General features: G+C 72.8%; 1 protein-coding gene. It reads left to right on the top strand.

The genetic code is table 11. The annotated features are described in order from the left end of the window. Positions 1-4 precede the first annotated feature (4 nt). On the top strand, positions 5-16,885 hold the full coding sequence (locus tag AB8735_RS05690; protein WP_372405742.1) for an SDR family NAD(P)-dependent oxidoreductase: 16,881 nt from the start codon (positions 5-7) through the stop codon (positions 16,883-16,885). Positions 16,886-16,916: the final 31 nt, after the last annotated feature.

The following is a 16,916-nucleotide window of genomic DNA, read 5'->3' as shown; positions in this document are numbered from 1 at the left end:
TCTGATGGCTGCTTCCCAGGAGAAGGTCCTTGAAGCCCTCCGTGCTTCGCTCAAGGAGCAGGAACGTCTCCGCGAGCAGAACCGTGCGCTGACCGCCGCGGCACGCGAACCGATCGCGATCGTCGGCATGGCGTGCCGCTACCCGGGCGGCGTGCGGTCTCCGGAGGACCTCTGGCAGCTGGTGGCCGAAGGCCGGGACGCCGTCTCGGAGTTCCCGTCCGACCGTGGCTGGGACATCGAGCGCCTCTACGACCCCGAGGCGCGGACTCCCGGTACGTCCTACACGCGGGAAGGCGGCTTCCTCCACGAAGCCGCCACCGAGTTCGACCCCGCCTTCTTCGGGATCTCGCCGCGGGAAGCCGTGGCGATGGACCCGCAGCAGCGCCTGTTGCTGGAAGCCTCCTGGGAAGCGTTCGAGCGGGCGGGCGTCGACCCGGCCTCCCTGCGCGGGAGCCGGACCGGCGTCTTCGCCGGCGTCATGTACCACGACTACGCGGAACTGGTCGGCCAGGACGCCGACAACGAGGGCTTCGTCGGCACCGGCACCTCCGGAAGCGTCGCTTCCGGACGGGTCGCCTACACCCTCGGGCTGGAAGGCCCGGCGGTGACCGTCGACACCGCCTGCTCGTCGTCCCTGGTCGCCCTCCACCTCGCGGCACAGGCCCTGCGCAACCGCGAGTGCTCGCTCGCCCTCGCGGGCGGCGTCACCGTCATGGCCACGCCCGGCACCTTCATCGAGTTCAGCCGCCAGCAGGGCCTGTCCAAGGACGGCCGCTGCAAGGCGTTCTCGGTGAATGCCGACGGCACCGGCTGGTCCGAGGGCGTCGGCATGCTGCTCCTGGAGCGGCTGTCCGACGCCCGGGAGAACGGCCACCGCGTCCTCGCGGTCGTGCGCGGCTCGGCCATCAACCAGGACGGTGCGAGCAACGGACTGACCGCCCCCAACGGCCCGTCCCAGCAACGCGTCATCCGCCAGGCCCTGGCGAGCGCCCGGCTCTCCGCCGAGCACGTGGACGCGGTGGAGGCGCACGGCACGGGTACGCGCCTGGGCGACCCGATCGAGGCCCAGGCCCTGCTGGCCACCTACGGCCAGGACCGGCCGGAGGACCGGCCGTTGTGGCTCGGCTCCATCAAGTCCAACATCGGTCACACCCAGGCCGCCGCCGGTGTCGGCGGCATCATCAAGATGGTCATGGCGATGCGCGAGGGCGTCCTCCCGCAGACTCTGCACGCCGACGAGCCGACCCCGCATGTGGACTGGGCCGCCGGTGCCGTCCGTCTGCTCGGCTCCGCCCAGCAGTGGCCGCAGACCGGCAGGCCGCGCCGCGCCGGCGTCTCCTCCTTCGGCTTCAGTGGCACCAACGCCCACGTCATCGTCGAGCAGGCCCCCGAGCCCGCTGCCCCGGCCACCGACGCTTCTGCTCCAGGGCACCCTGTGCCATGGGTGCTGTCCGGCCGCAGCGAACGCGCACTGGCCGCCCAGGCGCGGCAGTTGCTCGACCACCTGAGCCACCACCCCGAGGCGTCGACGTCCGGGATCGGCCGCTCCCTGGCACTCGGGCGCGCCCGCTTCGAGCACCGCGCCGTCCTCCTCGCCACCGACCGGACGCGCTCCGAGGAACTCCTCACGGCTCTCGCAGAGGGCCGGCCTACCCCCGGGCTCGTCACGGGAGTTACCGCCAACCCCGTCGAGAAGACGGTGTTCGTGTTCCCGGGGCAGGGGTCGCAGTGGGTGGGGATGGCGGTTGGTCTGCTGGATGAGAGTCCTGTTTTTGCGGAGCGGATTGCGGCGTGTGAGCGGGCGTTGGCGTCGTATGTGGACTGGTCGTTGACTGGTGTGTTGCGTGGTGTGGAGGGTGCGCCGGGGTTGGATCGGGTGGATGTGGTGCAGCCGGTGTTGTGGGCGGTGATGGTGTCGCTGGCCGAGGTGTGGCGTTCGTATGGTGTGCGGCCGTCGGCGGTGGTGGGGCATTCGCAGGGTGAGATTGCTGCTGCTGTGGTGTCGGGTGCGCTGTCTCTTGAGGACGGTGCGCGTGTGGTGGCGTTGCGTTCGCGGGCGATTGAGGCTTTGGCGGGCCGGGGTGGGATGGTGTCGGTTCCGCTGCCGGTGGACGGTGTGCGTGAACTGATCGCCCGCTGGGACGGCCGGGTATCCGTGGCGGCGGTGAATGGCCCGACCTCCGTGGTCGTCTCCGGTGAAGTGGCGGCCTTGGACGAGCTGATGGCCCACTGCGAGGCCGAGTCCATCCGCGCCCGTCGTATCCCCGTGGACTACGCCTCGCACTCCGCCGTCGTGGAGGAGATTCGGGAGCGGATCCTTGAGGTTCTGGCTCCTGTCGTGCCGCTCAAGCCGGAGGTGCCGTTCTTCTCGACGGTGACGGGGGAGTGGCTGTCGGACGCCGTGACCGACGCCGACTACTGGTATCGCAACCTGCGCCAGACCGTCGAACTGGCCGATGCTGTCGCTGCGTTGTCGGCGCAGGGCTTCGGCGCCTTCGTCGAAGTGAGCGCGCATCCGGTCCTGACCGTCCCGGTCCAGGAGACTCTGGAGGGTACGGACGCGGTGGTGCTGGGCACCTTGCGTCGTGACGAGGGTGGTCTGGAGCGCTTCCTGCTCTCCCTGGCCGAGGCCCACACCCGCGGCATCGCCCTCGACTGGACCGTGCTCGTCCCTGAGCGGCAAGCCCCCCAAGTCGACCTGCCGACCTATGCGTTCCAGCGCGAGCGCTACTGGCCCAAGCCCCTCACGGCCACCGGCGACGTCACCTCCGCGGGCCTCGGTTCCGTGGGTCACCCGCTCCTGGGCGCGGCCGTGCCGCTGCCCGAGTCCGGCGGATTCCTGTTCACCGGGCGCCTGTCCCGCGACAGCCACCCCTGGCTCGCCGAGCACACCGTCTCCGGCACGGTCATCCTCCCCGGCACCGCTTTCCTCGAACTCGCCGTCCGTGCGGGCGACCAGGTGGGCTGCGGCCGGGTCGCCGACCTCACCCTCTCGGCGCCCCTGGTCCTGCCCGAGAACGGCGGCGTCCAGCTGCAGATCTCCGTCGGCTCCGAGGACGAGGCCGGGCACCGGCCGCTGAACGTCTTCTCCCGGCCGGAGTCCGCCCCCGATGACCAACCGTGGGTCCGGCACGCCACCGGCACCCTCGCGGCCGGTGCCACGAACCCCGCCTTCGACCTGTCCGCCTGGCCCCCGGCCGGGGCCGAGCCCGTCGACTCGGTCGACGTCCTCTACGAGCGCCTCGGCGACGGCGGTCTCGACTACGGTCCGGTCTTCCGCGGCCTGCGCGCCGCATGGCGGCACGACGGTGCGGTCCTCGCCGAAGTCGCCCTGCCCGAAGGCACGGACACCGAGGGCTTCGGTCTCCACCCCGCGCTGCTCGACTCCGCCCTGCACGCCATCGGCCTGGGGGCGTTCGTCACCGAGGCCGACCGCACCCATCTGCCCTTCTCCTGGGCCGGAGTCACCCTCCACGCCACGGGCGCCGGTGCCCTCCGGGTGCGGATCGCCGAGGCCGGCGCGGACTCCGTGACGATCGACGTCGCCGACACGACCGGCGCCCCCGTGGCGTCCGTCGAATCGCTCGCCCTGCGTCCCGTGTCGGCTCGGCAACTCGCCGACGGCGGCACCCGCCTGGAATCGCTCTACCGGCTCGACTGGCCCGCTCCCCCGCTGCCCTCCGGCCCCGCGCCCGCCACCGATGTGGCCGTCCTCGGCTGGGGCCTCGACGATCTCGCCGGACGGACGGGCCTCACCACCGTCCACCACGCCGACCTGGCCTCCCTCGCCGCCGCCGGCCCGGTCGCCGGTCTCGTTGCCGTGTCCGGCACCACGCCGGGCGACGCCCGGCGGACCGCCGACCCCGAGGCGGTACGCACCGCAACCCACCGGGCCCTGGACCTCGTCCAGGCATGGCTCGCCGACGAACGGTGCGCCGAGGCCCGCCTCGTCCTGATCACCCGAGGTGCGGTCGCCGTCGGCACCGAGGAGACCGCCGACCCGGCCCAGGCCGCCGTCTGGGGCCTGGTGCGCTCCGCGCAGTCGGAGAACCCCGACCGGTTCGTGCTCGTGGACCTCGACGACGACCCGGCCTCGTACGCGGCACTGGCCGCCGCCCTCGTCACCGACGAGCCCCAGATCGCCCTGCGCGCCGGCACGTTGCACACCGCCCGGCTCGCCCGGGTGAACCGCCCGGCCCTGCTGCCGCCGGCCGACGCTGCGGCCTGGCACCTGGAGACCTCGGGCCGGGGCACCCTGGAGAACCTCTACTTCGCCCCGGGCGACGAGGCGGACGCCCCGCTGGAGGAGGGGCAGGTCCGCATCGCTGTCCATGCGGCGGGCCTCAACTTCCGCGACGTCCTCAACGCCCTCGGCATGTACCCGGGCGAGTCCCCCCTCGGCCTGGAAGGCGCCGGCGTCGTCCTCGAAACGGGGCCCGGCGTACGGCGATTCAAGACCGGCGACCGCGTCTTCGGTCTCTTCGGCAACGCCTTCGGCCCGGTGGCCGTCGCCGACCAGCGCATGATCGGCCCGATGCCCGGCTCCTGGACCTACGCCCAGGCGGCCGCGGTCCCCGTCGTCTACCTCACGGCCTACTACGGCCTGATGGACCTGGGCTCCCTCCGCTCCGGCGAGAAGGTGCTGATCCACGCGGCGGCCGGTGGCGTGGGCATGGCCGCCGTGCAGCTGGCGCAGCATCTGGGCGCCGAGGTCTACGGCACGGCGAGCCCGGGCAAGTGGGACGCGCTGCGCGCCCAGGGCCTGGACGACGCCCACATCGCCAACTCCCGCACCCTGGACTTCGAGCAGGAGTTCCTGGCCGCCACCGACGGCCGGGGCATGGATGTCGTCCTCGACTCGCTCGCCCGTGAGTTCGTCGACGCGTCGCTGCGCCTGCTGCCCCACGGCGGCCGCTTCCTGGAGATGGGCAAGACCGACATCCGTGACGCGGCGGAGGTCGCCGCCGCGTATCCGGGCGTCGCGTACACCGCCTACGACCTCGTCACCGCGGCGGGCCCCGACCGTATCCAGGACATGCTCCTGGAGATCATCGCCCTCTTCGAGGCCGGCGCCTTCCGGCACCTGCCCCTGACCCACTGGGACGTCCGCGACGCCCTGGAGGCCTTCCGCTACCTCGGGCAGGCCCGGCACACCGGCAAGCTGGTCCTCACCGTCCCGCAGAACCGCCGCCCCGAGGGGACGGTGCTGGTCACCGGTGCCACCGGGACGTTGGGTGCGCTCGTCGCCCGGCACCTGGTCGCCGAGCACGGCGTCCGCCACCTGTTGCTCACCAGCCGCCGCGGCGCGGACGCGCCCGGTGCAGCCGAACTACGCGCCGAGTTGGAGACGTTGGGCGCCGATGTGACCATCGCGGCCTGCGATGCCGCCGACCGGGAGGCGCTGGCCGACCTGCTCGCCGCCGTCCCGGCGGAGCGCCAGCTCACCGGTGTCTTCCACATCGCGGGCGTCCTGGACGACGGCATCGTCGCCTCCCTCACCCCCGAGCGGATCGACACGGTCCTCCGGCCCAAGGCCGACGCCGCCTGGAACCTCCACGAACTCACGCTCGGCCTCGACCTCACCGAGTTCGTCCTCTTCTCGTCCGCCGCGGGCACCTTCGGCAACCCCGGCCAGGCCAACTACGCGGCTGCGAACGCCTACTTGGACGCCCTCGCCGTTCACCGTCGCAGCCTGGGCCTGCCCGCCACGTCCCTCGCCTGGGGCCTGTGGGCCGACACCAGCGGCATGACCGGCGCCCTCGACACGACCGACATCGACCGCATCGCCCGCAGCGGCGACGCCCTGACCGCCGACGAGGGCATGGCCCTCCTCGACCTGGGCACCCGCCTCGCCGGCCCGGTCCTCGTCCCCATGCACCTGGACACGGAGGCGCTCCGCGCCAACGCCGGCCCCGACGGCGTACCGCCGCTGCTGCGCGGCCTCGTCCGTACCCCCGTCCGCCGGGCCGTCGAGTCCACGGCCGGAGGCTCGGCCGACACCCTCCGCGACCGCCTCGCCGCCCTCGGCGCCACGGAGCGCGAACGGACCCTGCTGGACCTGGTGTGTGCCAACGTGGCCACCGTCCTCGGGCACGCCACCACCGAACTGCTCGACGGCGGCCGTGCCTTCAAGGAGCTGGGCTTCGACTCGCTCACGGCCGTCGAACTCCGCAACCGGCTCAACGCGGCCACCGGCCTGCGCCTGCCCGCCACCCTTGTCTTCGACTACCCGACACCGAAGGCGCTGGCCGAGCATCTGCGCACGGAACTCCTCGGTGACCTGGAGGCGCCCGCCGCGTCCCGCGGCACCGTCCGCGCGGCAGCAGCCGCGGTGGACGACGAACCGATCGTGATCGTCGGCATGGCCTGCCGCTTCCCCGGCGGCGTCGGCTCCCCGGAAGACCTCTGGCGCCTGGTCGCCGAAGGCGGCGACGCCGTCTCGGAGTTCCCCACCGACCGCGGCTGGGACCTCGACCACCTCTACGACCCCGACGCCACCCGCCACGGCACGTCCTACACCAGCCAGGGCGGCTTCCTCTACGATGCGGCCCACTTCGACGCCGGATTCTTCGGCATCTCCCCGCGCGAGGCCGTCGCCATGGACCCGCAGCAGCGCCTGCTGCTGGAGACCACCTGGGAGGCTGTCGAACGGGCCGGCATCGACGCCAACGCCCTGCACGGCAGCGACACCGCCGTCTATGCAGGCGTCACCTACCACGACTATGGCTCCCGGCTGACCGGCGTCCCGGAGGAGGTCGAGGGCTTCCTCGGCACCGGCACCTCCCAGGCCGTGCTCTCCGGCCGGATCTCCTACGCCCTCGGGCTGGAGGGCCCGGCGGTGACGGTGGACACGGCGTGTTCGTCGTCCCTCGTCGCCCTGCACCTGGCAGTGCAGGCCCTGCGCAACGGAGAGTGCTCGCTCGCCCTCGCGGGCGGCGTCACCGTTCTGGCCACCCCCGGCACCTTCGTCGAGTTCAGCCGTCAGCAGGGCCTTGCCCGCGACGGCCGCTGCAAGGCGTTCGCCGGTGCGGCGGACGGGACGGGCTGGTCCGAGGGCGTCGGCATGCTCGTGGTCGAGCGGCTGTCGGACGCGCGGCGCAACGGCCACCAGGTGCTGGCCGTGGTGCGGGGTTCGGCGATCAACCAGGACGGTGCGAGCAATGGTCTGACGGCGCCCAACGGTCCGTCCCAGCAGCGCGTCATCCGGGCCGCGCTGGAGAGTGCGGGGCTGACGACGGCCGATGTGGACGCGGTGGAGGCGCACGGTACGGGTACGACGCTGGGCGATCCGATCGAGGCGCAGGCGCTGCTGGCGACGTACGGTCAGGACCGGCCGGAGGACCGGCCGTTGTGGCTCGGATCCCTGAAGTCCAACATCGGCCACGCGCAGGCGGCGGCGGGTGTCGGTGGTGTCATCAAGATGGTGATGGCGATGCGGGAGGGTGTCCTGCCGCAGACGCTGCACGTGGACGAGCCGACCCCACACGTCGACTGGTCGGCGGGCGCGGTGGAGCTGCTGGCCGAGACCATGCCCTGGCCGGAGCGGGCCGAAGGCGAGCCGCGCCGTGCGGGTGTGTCGTCCTTCGGCTTCAGCGGCACCAACGCGCATGTGGTGCTGGAGCAGGCTCCCGTCGACGTCGTCGACGACCCGGTGCGTGACGACGCCGGTGTGGTGCCGTGGGTGCTGTCGGCGAAGTCTGCGGCGGCGCTGACGGAACAGGCGGAGCGGCTGCGGGAGTTCGTCGCGAGCCGGTCCGGGCTGTCTCCGGTGGATGTCGCGTTCTCGTTGGCGACGTCGCGTGCGGTGCTGGAGCACCGTGCGGTGGTGTCGGGTGCGGGCCGTGAGGAGTTGCTGGGGGCCCTGGGGGCGGTTGCCGGGGATGCTGCCGTCAAGGGGAAGCTGGCGGTGCTGTTCACGGGGCAGGGTGCGCAGCGGATCGGGATGGGACGTGAACTGCGTGCCGCGTTCCCGGTGTTCGCGGATGCCTTCAATGCGGTCTGTGCCGAGTTGGACTTGGAGCGGCCGCTGGTCGAGGTGATCGACGAGGACGAGGAGGCGCTGGGCCGCACCGAGTACACGCAGGCCGCGCTGTTCGCGGTCGAGGTTGCGCTCTACCGTCTGGTCGAGTCGTGGGGTGTTCGTCCGGACTTCCTGGCCGGGCACTCGGTCGGCGAGATCGCTGCGGCGCACGTTGCCGGGGTGTTCTCCCTCGCTGATGCTGCTCGTCTGGTGGTGGCTCGTGGGCGTTTGATGCAGGCGTTGCCGGCCGGTGGTGCGATGGTGTCCGTCCAGGCGGCCGAGGAGATGGTGCTGCCGCTGCTGGCCGGTCGTGAGGCCGAGGTGGGCATCGCGGCTGTCAACGGCCCGCTGTCCGTGGTGATTTCCGGTGCCGAGACCGCCGTCCTGGAGATCGCCGATGTGCTTGCCGCGGACGGTGTGAAGACCAAGCGTCTGCGCGTGTCCCACGCCTTCCACTCGCCGCTGATGGAGCCGATGCTGGAGGACTTCCGCCAGGTCGTCTCCCACCTCACCTTCTCCGCCCCCGCCATCCCGGTCGTCACCACAGGCGACGTGACGTCCCCCGACTACTGGGTGGCTCACGTCCGCGACGCGGTCCGTTTCGCGGACGGGATCCGTGATCTGGAGAGCCGCGGTGTCCGTACGTTCCTTGAACTCGGCCCCGACGCCGTGCTGTCGGCGATGGGCCAGGACTGCCTGGCCGACGACCAGAGTGCTGCCTTCGTCCCGGCCCTCCGCAAGGACCGCGACGAACAGCGCACGCTCGTCGGCACCCTCGGCCGACTCCACACCCGCGGCGTGACCGTCGACTGGCAGGCATTTTTCGCACCGCACCAAGCCCGCCGCGTCGACCTGCCCACCTACGCCTTCCAGCGCGAGCGCTACTGGCTGGACGACGTGGCGTCGTCGGTCGGGGATGTCGCTTCGGCGGGTCTGGGTGTGACGGATCACCCGCTGCTGGGCGCCGCGGTGGCACTGCCCGACTCGGACGGGTTCCTGTTCTCCGGCCGGTTGTCGCTGAGCACGCACCCGTGGCTGGCGGATCATGCAGTTGCCGGAACGGTCCTCCTGCCGGGTACGGCGTTCGTCGAGCTGGCGATCCGCGCGGGCGACCAGGTCGGCTGCGGTGCCCTGGAGGAGCTGACGCTGGAGGTCCCGCTGGTCCTCGCCGAGCGCGGCGGCGTTCAACTGCGCGTCTCGCTGGGAGAGGCGGCCGAGGACGGGCGCCGTTCGGTGGAGGTGTTCTCGCGCGCCGAGGACGCCTTGACGGACGAGCCGTGGGCCCGGCACGCCACCGGTGTGCTGACCGCGAGCGCCCCGCCCGCCGGTTTCGACCTCGCGGTGTGGCCGCCGGCCGGTGCCGAACGGGTCGGCACGGAGAACCTGTACGACGACCTTGCTGCCGGCGGGCTGACCTACGGGCCGGTCTTCCAGGGGCTCCGCAACGCCTGGCGGCTGGGCGAGGACGTGTACGCCGAGGTGGTGCTGCCGGAGGCGGCGGGCGCGGGTGCGTTCGGCCTGCACCCGGCCCTGCTCGACTCGGCCCTGCACGCCATCGGCCTCGGGCGCTTCCTCGAACGGGCCGAAGAAGTGCGTCTTCCGTTCGCGTTCGGTGACGTGGTCCTCCATGCGGCCGGTGCCTCGGCGCTGAGGGTCAAGGTCTCGCGTGCCGTCGGCGAAGGCATACGTCTCGCCGTCGCCGACGCCGAGGGCTCCCCGGTCGCCTCCGTGGGCTCTCTGGTGCTCCGCCCCGTGGCGGACGGGCAGTTGTCCGGTGTACGGGGTGGCCCGGGCGGCTCGCTGTTCCAGGTGGCCTGGTCGGCGGTGCCTGCTGCCGAGGCGGCTCTGGAGGGTTCGCCGGCGGCGGTGGGTGCGGTGCCTGCCGCTGTGACGGGCCGCTTTGTCGCTCACGCGGACGTGGCGTCCGTCGGGTCGGCGGATGCGGTGTTCGCCTTCCTGCCGGTTCGGGCCGATGTCCGGGAGGCCGCGCACGAGGCGCTGGCCCTGGTGCAGTCGTGGCTGGTGGATGAGCGGTTCGCGGAGTCGCGTCTGGTCATGGTGACGCACGGCGCTGTGGGTGTGGGCGATGTGGTCGCCGATCCGGCTCTGGCCGCTGTATGGGGTCTGGTGCGTTCGGCGCAGTCGGAGAACCCCGGCCGTTTCGTCCTGGTGGACATCGACGGCACTGATGCCTCGTACGAGGCGCTGGCCTCCGTCCTCGCCCTGGACGAGCCGGAGATCGCCCTCCGCGAGGGGGCGGCGCACGCGCCGCGTCTGACCCGGGCGACCGCTGCCGGGGACACGGCCGCCGTCTGGGGCGAGGGCCCGGTGCTGATCACGGGTGCGACGGGCAGCCTGGGTGGGCTCGTGGCTCGTCATCTGGTGGTGGAGCACGGTGTCCGCCGCCTGGTGCTGACGAGTCGTCGTGGCCCGGAGGCTCCGGGTGCTGCGGAACTGCGCGACGAATTGGTCGCGTTGGGTGCCGAGGTGACCGTCACCGCTTGCGACGCGGCCGACCGCGACGCGTTGGCCGCTCTGCTCGCCGAGCACCTGGTGACGGCGGTCGTCCACGCAGCCGGTGTCCTGGACGACGGGGTCGTGGAATCGCTCACCCCCGAGCGTCTGGACGCCGTCCTTCGCCCGAAGGCCGTCGCCGCCCGGAACCTGCACGAGCTGACCAAGGACCTGGACCTCACGGCCTTCGTCCTCTTCTCCTCGGCGGCCGGCGTCTTCGGCAACGCGGGCCAGGCCAACTACGCCGCCGCAAACGCCTACTTGGACGCCCTCGCCCACTACCGCCGCGCCGCCGGTCTCCCCGCGACCTCCCTCGCCTGGGGACTGTGGGCCGACGCACACGGCATGGCCGGTTCTCTCGCCGACGCGGACAGGACGCGCCTCAACCGCTCGGGGCTCAGCGGACTGACGGCGGAGGAGGGCCTCGCCCTCCTCGACGCCGGTGTGGCCGGCGGTTCGGCGGCCCTGGTGCCGATGCGTTTCGACGCGTCCGGGTTCGGCGCGCGTCCCACGGCCGAGACCGTGCCCGCCCTGCTGCGCGGACTCATCCGCACGACGACCCGGCGCACTGCCGGTTCGGGCTCGGGCGACGCCGAGGCGCTGACCCGTCGACTGGCGGGGCTGGGCACGGCCGAGCGGGAGCGCACGCTCCTCGACCTGGTCCGCGGCCATGTGGCCACGGTGCTCGGGCACACCGGCCCGGAGGCCGTCGAACCGGACCGTGCCTTCAGCGAGACCGGTTTCGACTCGCTCACGGCCGTCGAACTCCGCAACCGGCTCAACGCGGCCACGGGTCTGCGCCTGCCCGCCACCCTCGTCTTCGACTACCCCAACCCGGCCGCCCTGGCCGAGTTCCTGGGCGCGGAACTCCTCGGCGACGACGACACGCTGCCCGTGGCGACCACCGTGTCCAGGGCGGCCGACGACGAACCGATCGCCATCGTGGGCATGGCCTGCCGCTACCCCGGCGGGGTCTCCTCGCCCGAGGACCTGTGGCGCCTCGTCGTCACCGGGACCGACGGCATCACCCGCTTCCCGGACAACCGCGGATGGGACCTCGACGGCCTCTACCACCCGGACCCCGACCACCACGGGACCACCTACACCCGTGAGGGCGGATTCCTGCACGGCGCGGGCGAGTTCGACCCGGCGTTCTTCGGTATCTCGCCACGCGAAGCCGTCGCGATGGACCCGCAGCAGCGCCTGCTCCTCCAGACCACCTGGGAGACGTTCGAACGCGCGGGCATCGACCCGCACGCCGTGCGCGGCAGCCGGACCGGCGTGTTCACCGGCGTCATGTACCACGACTACGCCGAGGTCGTCGGTCAGGCCATCGACAGCGCCGAAGGGTTCGTGGGCACGGGAAGCTCGGCGAGCATCGCCTCCGGACGCGTCGCCTACTCCTTCGGACTCGAAGGCCCCGCCGTCACCGTGGACACCGCCTGCTCCTCGTCGCTCGTCGCACTGCACTGGGCGATGCAGGCCCTGCGCAACGGCGAGTGCGAGATGGCGCTGGCCGGCGGCGTGACCGTCATGGCCACCCCGGGCACCTTCGTCGGCTTCAGCCGCCAGCGCGGACTGGCCCCCGACGGCCGCTGCAAGTCCTTCGCGGACTCGGCGGACGGGACCGGCTGGTCCGAGGGCGTGGGCATGCTCCTCGTCGAGCGACTGTCGGACGCCCGGAAGAACGGACACCCGGTGCTGGCCGTCGTCCGTGGCTCGGCCATCAACCAAGACGGTGCGAGCAACGGTCTGACCGCCCCCAACGGCCCCTCCCAGCAACGCGTCATCCGCCAGGCCCTGGCCGCGTCCGGTCTGTCGCCGTCGCAGGTGGACGCAGTCGAGGCGCACGGTACGGGGACGACGCTGGGCGACCCGATCGAGGCGCAGGCCCTGCTGGCCACCTACGGTCAGGACCGGCCGGAGGACCGGCCGTTGTGGCTGGGTTCCATCAAGTCGAACATCGGTCACACGCAGGCTGCCGCCGGTGTCGCGGGCATCATCAAGATGGTCATGGCGATGCGCGAGGGCGTCCTCCCGCAGACCCTCCACGCCGGTCGGCCGTCACAACAGGTCGACTGGGAGGCGGGCGCCGTGTCCCTGCTGGCCGACAATGAGACCTGGCCGGAGACGGGTCAACCGCGCCGTGCGGGTGTGTCGTCGTTCGGCATCAGTGGGACGAACGCGCACGTGATCCTGGAGCAGGCACCTGCCGCCGACGAACCGGTGCGGAACCCCGGCGACGCAGGCGCGATGCCGTGGGTCCTCTCCGGCCGTACGGCACCCGCACTGGCGCAGCAGGCGGAGCGGCTCCGGGAGTTCCTCACTGCGCGCCCCGAACTGTCGCCGGTGGACGTGGCGTTCTCGCTGGCCACCTCCCGGGCGGCGCTGAGCCACCGCGCGGTGGTGGCAGGCCGGGACCGTGAAGGACTGCTGCGCGGTCTCGACTCCGTCGCCGAGGGCATGAACGGCGCTGCTGTGACAGGCGGAGCCCTGGCGGTGTTGTTCACGGGGCAGGGTGCGCAGCGGATCGGGATGGGGTGTGAACTGCGTGCCGCGTTCCCGGTGTTCGCCGATGCCTTCAATGCGGTCTGCGCCGAGCTGGATCTGGAGCGGTCGCTTGTCGAGGTGATCGACGGGGACGAGGAGGCGTTGGGCCGCACCGAGTACACGCAGGCTGCGTTGTTCGCGGTCGAGGTTGCGCTGTTCCGTCTGGTCGAGTCGTGGGGTGTTCGTCCTGACTTCCTCGCCGGGCATTCCGTGGGTGAGATTGCTGCCGCGCATGTGGCGGGTGTTCTGTCGTTGGCCGATGCGGCCCGTCTGGTGTCGGCTCGTGGGCGTCTGATGCAGGCGTTGCCGGCCGGTGGTGCGATGGTGTCCGTCCAGGCGGCCGAGGAGATGGTGCTGCCGCTGCTGGCCGGTCGTGAGGCCGAGGTCGGCATCGCGGCCGTCAACGGCCCGCAGTCCGTGGTGATTTCGGGCGCCGAGACCGCCGTCCTGGAGATCGCGGATGCCCTGGCGGCCGACGGTGTGAAGACGAAGCGTCTGCGCGTGTCCCACGCCTTCCACTCGCCGTTGATGGAGCCGATGCTGGAGGACTTCCGTCAGGTCGTCTCCCGGCTCACCTTCTCGTCCCCGTCGATCCCGGTCGTGGCCTCCGGTGACGTGACCTCTCCCGACTACTGGGTGGCTCATGTCCGCGACGCCGTCCGCTTCGCCGACGCCATCCGTGACCTGGAGAGCCGCGGCGTCCGTACGTTCCTCGAACTCGGCCCCGACGCAGTCCTGTCCGCCATGGGCCAGGACTGCCTGACCGACGAGCAGAGCGCCGTCTTCGTCCCCGTCCTCCGCAAGGACCGCGACGAGGAACTCACGCTCGTCGACGCCCTCGGCCGACTCCACACGCAGGGCGTGACGGTCGACTGGCAGGCGTTCTACGCACCCCACCACGCCCGCCGCGTCGACCTGCCCACCTACGCCTTCCAGCAGCGCCACTACTGGCCGCAGGCCGCTCCGTCCGCCGGGGACGCCGCGGGGCTGGGGCTCGTGGCGGCCGACCACCCGCTGCTCGGCGCGGCGGTGCCGCTGCCCGGTTCGGACGGTCTGCTGCTCACCGGGCGTCTCTCCCTGCGCACCCATCCCTGGCTCGCGGAGCACTCGTTCTCCGACGTGGTCCTGCTGCCGGGGACGGCGTTCGTCGAGCTGGCGGTGCGGGCCGGCGACCAGGTCGGCTGTGCGCTGCTCGAAGAGCTGACGACGGAGGCGCCGCTGGTGCTGCCGGAGTCGGGTGCGGTGCAGCTCCAGGCCGTCGTGGGCGCTTCCGGGGAGTCCGGCCGCCGGACGCTGGAGGTGTACTCCCGTGCCGAGGACGCGGCGGCCGACGAGCCCTGGATCCGGCACGCGACCGGCGTCCTGGCTCCGGAGGACCGGCCGGCCGGTTTCGACCTGGTGGCGTGGCCGCCGGCCGGTGCCGAGCCGCTCGTCCTCGACGGCCTGTACCCGGAGCTGGCACGGACGGGTCTCGGCTACGGCCCGGTGTTCCAGGGGCTCAGGGCGGCCTGGCGCCGCGACGGCGAGGTGTTCGCCGAGGTGGCGTTCCCGGACGACCTGACCGACACGGAGAACACCGAGGGCGCGACCGGGGCGTTCGGCCTCCACCCGGCCCTCCTGGACGCCGCCCTGCACACCATCGGCCTCGGCGGCCTGGTGGAGGGCGACGGGGAAGCGGTGCTGCCGTTCTCCTGGAGCGGGGTCTCCCTGCACGCGACCGGCGCCGCGCAACTGCGCGTACGCCTGGCCGCGGCCGGAGACGGCGCGGTCTCCCTGCGCATCGCGGACGGTACGGGTGCGCCCGTCGCGTCCGTGGAGGCCCTGGCGGTACGTCCCGTCTCCGCCGAGCAGTTGAAGGGCGCGCGGCGGGAGTACGAGGACGCGCTCTACCGGGTCGACTGGCCCGAGCTGTCGGCGTCGGCCACCGGAAGCCCCGCTCCCTACGCCGCCGTGGGAACGCTGCCGGGAGGACTCGGCGGCACCGCGGGAACGTATGCCGACCTGGCGGGGATCGACGAAGTCCCCGGCACTGTCCTGGTGTTCCTCCCCACGGCCGTGGCGGAGCTGGAGACGGCCGACACCGGCGAGGCCGCCCACGCGGTGGCCGCGTGGACGCTCGGCCTGGTGCAGGAGTGGCTCGCCGACGAGCGGTTCGCCGACGCGCGGCTGGCCGTGGTGACGCGCGGCGCGGTCGCCGTCGGCCCTGACGGCCCCGACGGCCCGGACGGCGTGGACGCCGCGCAGGCGGTGGCCTGGGGCCTGGTGCGCTCGGCGCAGTCGGAGAACCCCGGCCGGTTCGTCCTCCTCGACCTCGACGACGCCCCGTCCTCGTACGCGCGGCTCGGCGCGGCCCTCGCCACGGACGAGCCGCAACTCGCCCTGCGGGAAGGCGTCCTGCACGCCGCGCGCCTGGCGCGCGTCCCGGCACGGGAGTCCGCCCCGGCCCTCCCCGGAGCCTTCGGCCCCGAGGGGACCGTGCTGCTCACCGGCGCGACCGGCAGCCTCGGCGCCCTCTTCGCCCGCCACTTGGTGGCGGAGCACGGCGTCCGCCATCTGCTGCTGGCCAGCCGACGAGGGGCGGAGGCGCCCGGCGCCGAGGCGTTGCGCGCCGAACTCGCGTCGGCGGGCGCCGAGGTGACCCTGGCGGCCTGCGACACGGCCGACCGCAAGGCCCTGGCGGAACTCCTGTCGGCCGTGCCGGCCGGGCGTCCGCTGACGGGTGTCGTCCACCTCGCCGGTGTCCTCGACGACGGCGTGGTGGAGTCGCTCGACGCCGGGCGGATGAGCGCCGTCCTGCGCCCGAAGGCCGACGCGGCCTGGAACCTGCACGAGCTGACCCGGCACCTGGACCTCTCCGCGTTCGTCCTGTTCTCCTCGGCGGCCGGTGTCTTCGGCAACGCGGGCCAGGCCAACTACGCCGCGGCGAACGCCTTCCTGGACGCCCTCGCCCAGCACCGTCGCGCCACCGGCCTCCCCGCCGTATCCCTCGCCTGGGGCCTGTGGGCGGAGACGGGCGGCATGGGCGACACGCTCGGCGACGCGGGGAACCGGCGGATCTCGCGCTCCGGGATGGGGAGCCTCACCGCCGACCGGGGCCGCGAGCTGTTCGACGCGGCGCTGGCCGCCGACGAGCCGCTGCTCGTGCCGGTCGAGCTCGACCCGGCCGCCCTGGCGGCCTCGGCCCGGGAACAGGACCGGCCGGTGCCGGCGCTGCTCCGCGGCCTGGTCCGGGTGCCGGCCCGGCGCGCGGCGGCCGTCGCCGCCGTCGCCGCCCAGGATCTCGTACGGCGCCTGCAGGGGCTCGACGAGGACGGGCGGCGGCAGGAGCTCCTCGACCTCGTCCGCGGCCAGGTCGCGGCCGTCCTCGGCTACGACAGCCGCGAAGAGGTCGAGGCGGCGCGGGCGTTCAGTGAACTCGGCTTCGACTCACTGACCGCCGTCGAGTTCCGCAACCGGCTGAACGCGGTCACCGGCCTGCGGCTGCCCGCCACCCTGGTCTTCGACCACCCCACGGCCACCGCGCTGGCCACCCACCTCGGGGCCGAACTCCTCGGCTCCGAGGACGGCGGGACGACCGTGCTCACGGCGTTCGCCGAGCTGGACCGGCTGGAGACGCTGCTCTCCGGGATCACGGAGGACGACGCCGCGCGCACCCGCGTCTCGGCCCGTCTGAAGGAGTTCCTGACGAAGCTCACCGGCACACAGGACGCGGCCGACGACGTGTCGGTCGCGGAGAAGATCGACTCTGCGACCGACGACGAAGTCTTCGCGTTCATCGACAACGAACTCGGGATTTCTTGACGTGGCTGACGCAAACGAGCGGCTGCCCCGA

Source organism: Streptomyces luteireticuli (assembly GCF_041519305.1).
GTDB lineage: Bacteria > Actinomycetota > Actinomycetes > Streptomycetales > Streptomycetaceae > Streptomyces > Streptomyces luteireticuli.
This window is presented reverse-complemented; position numbering and strand designations above follow the sequence as displayed.

Coding starts and splice junctions, on each gene's coding strand:
- AB8735_RS05690 (WP_372405742.1), top strand. CDS start 5: ATGGCTGCTTCCCAGGAGAAGGTCCTTGAAGCCCTCCGTGCTTCGCTC.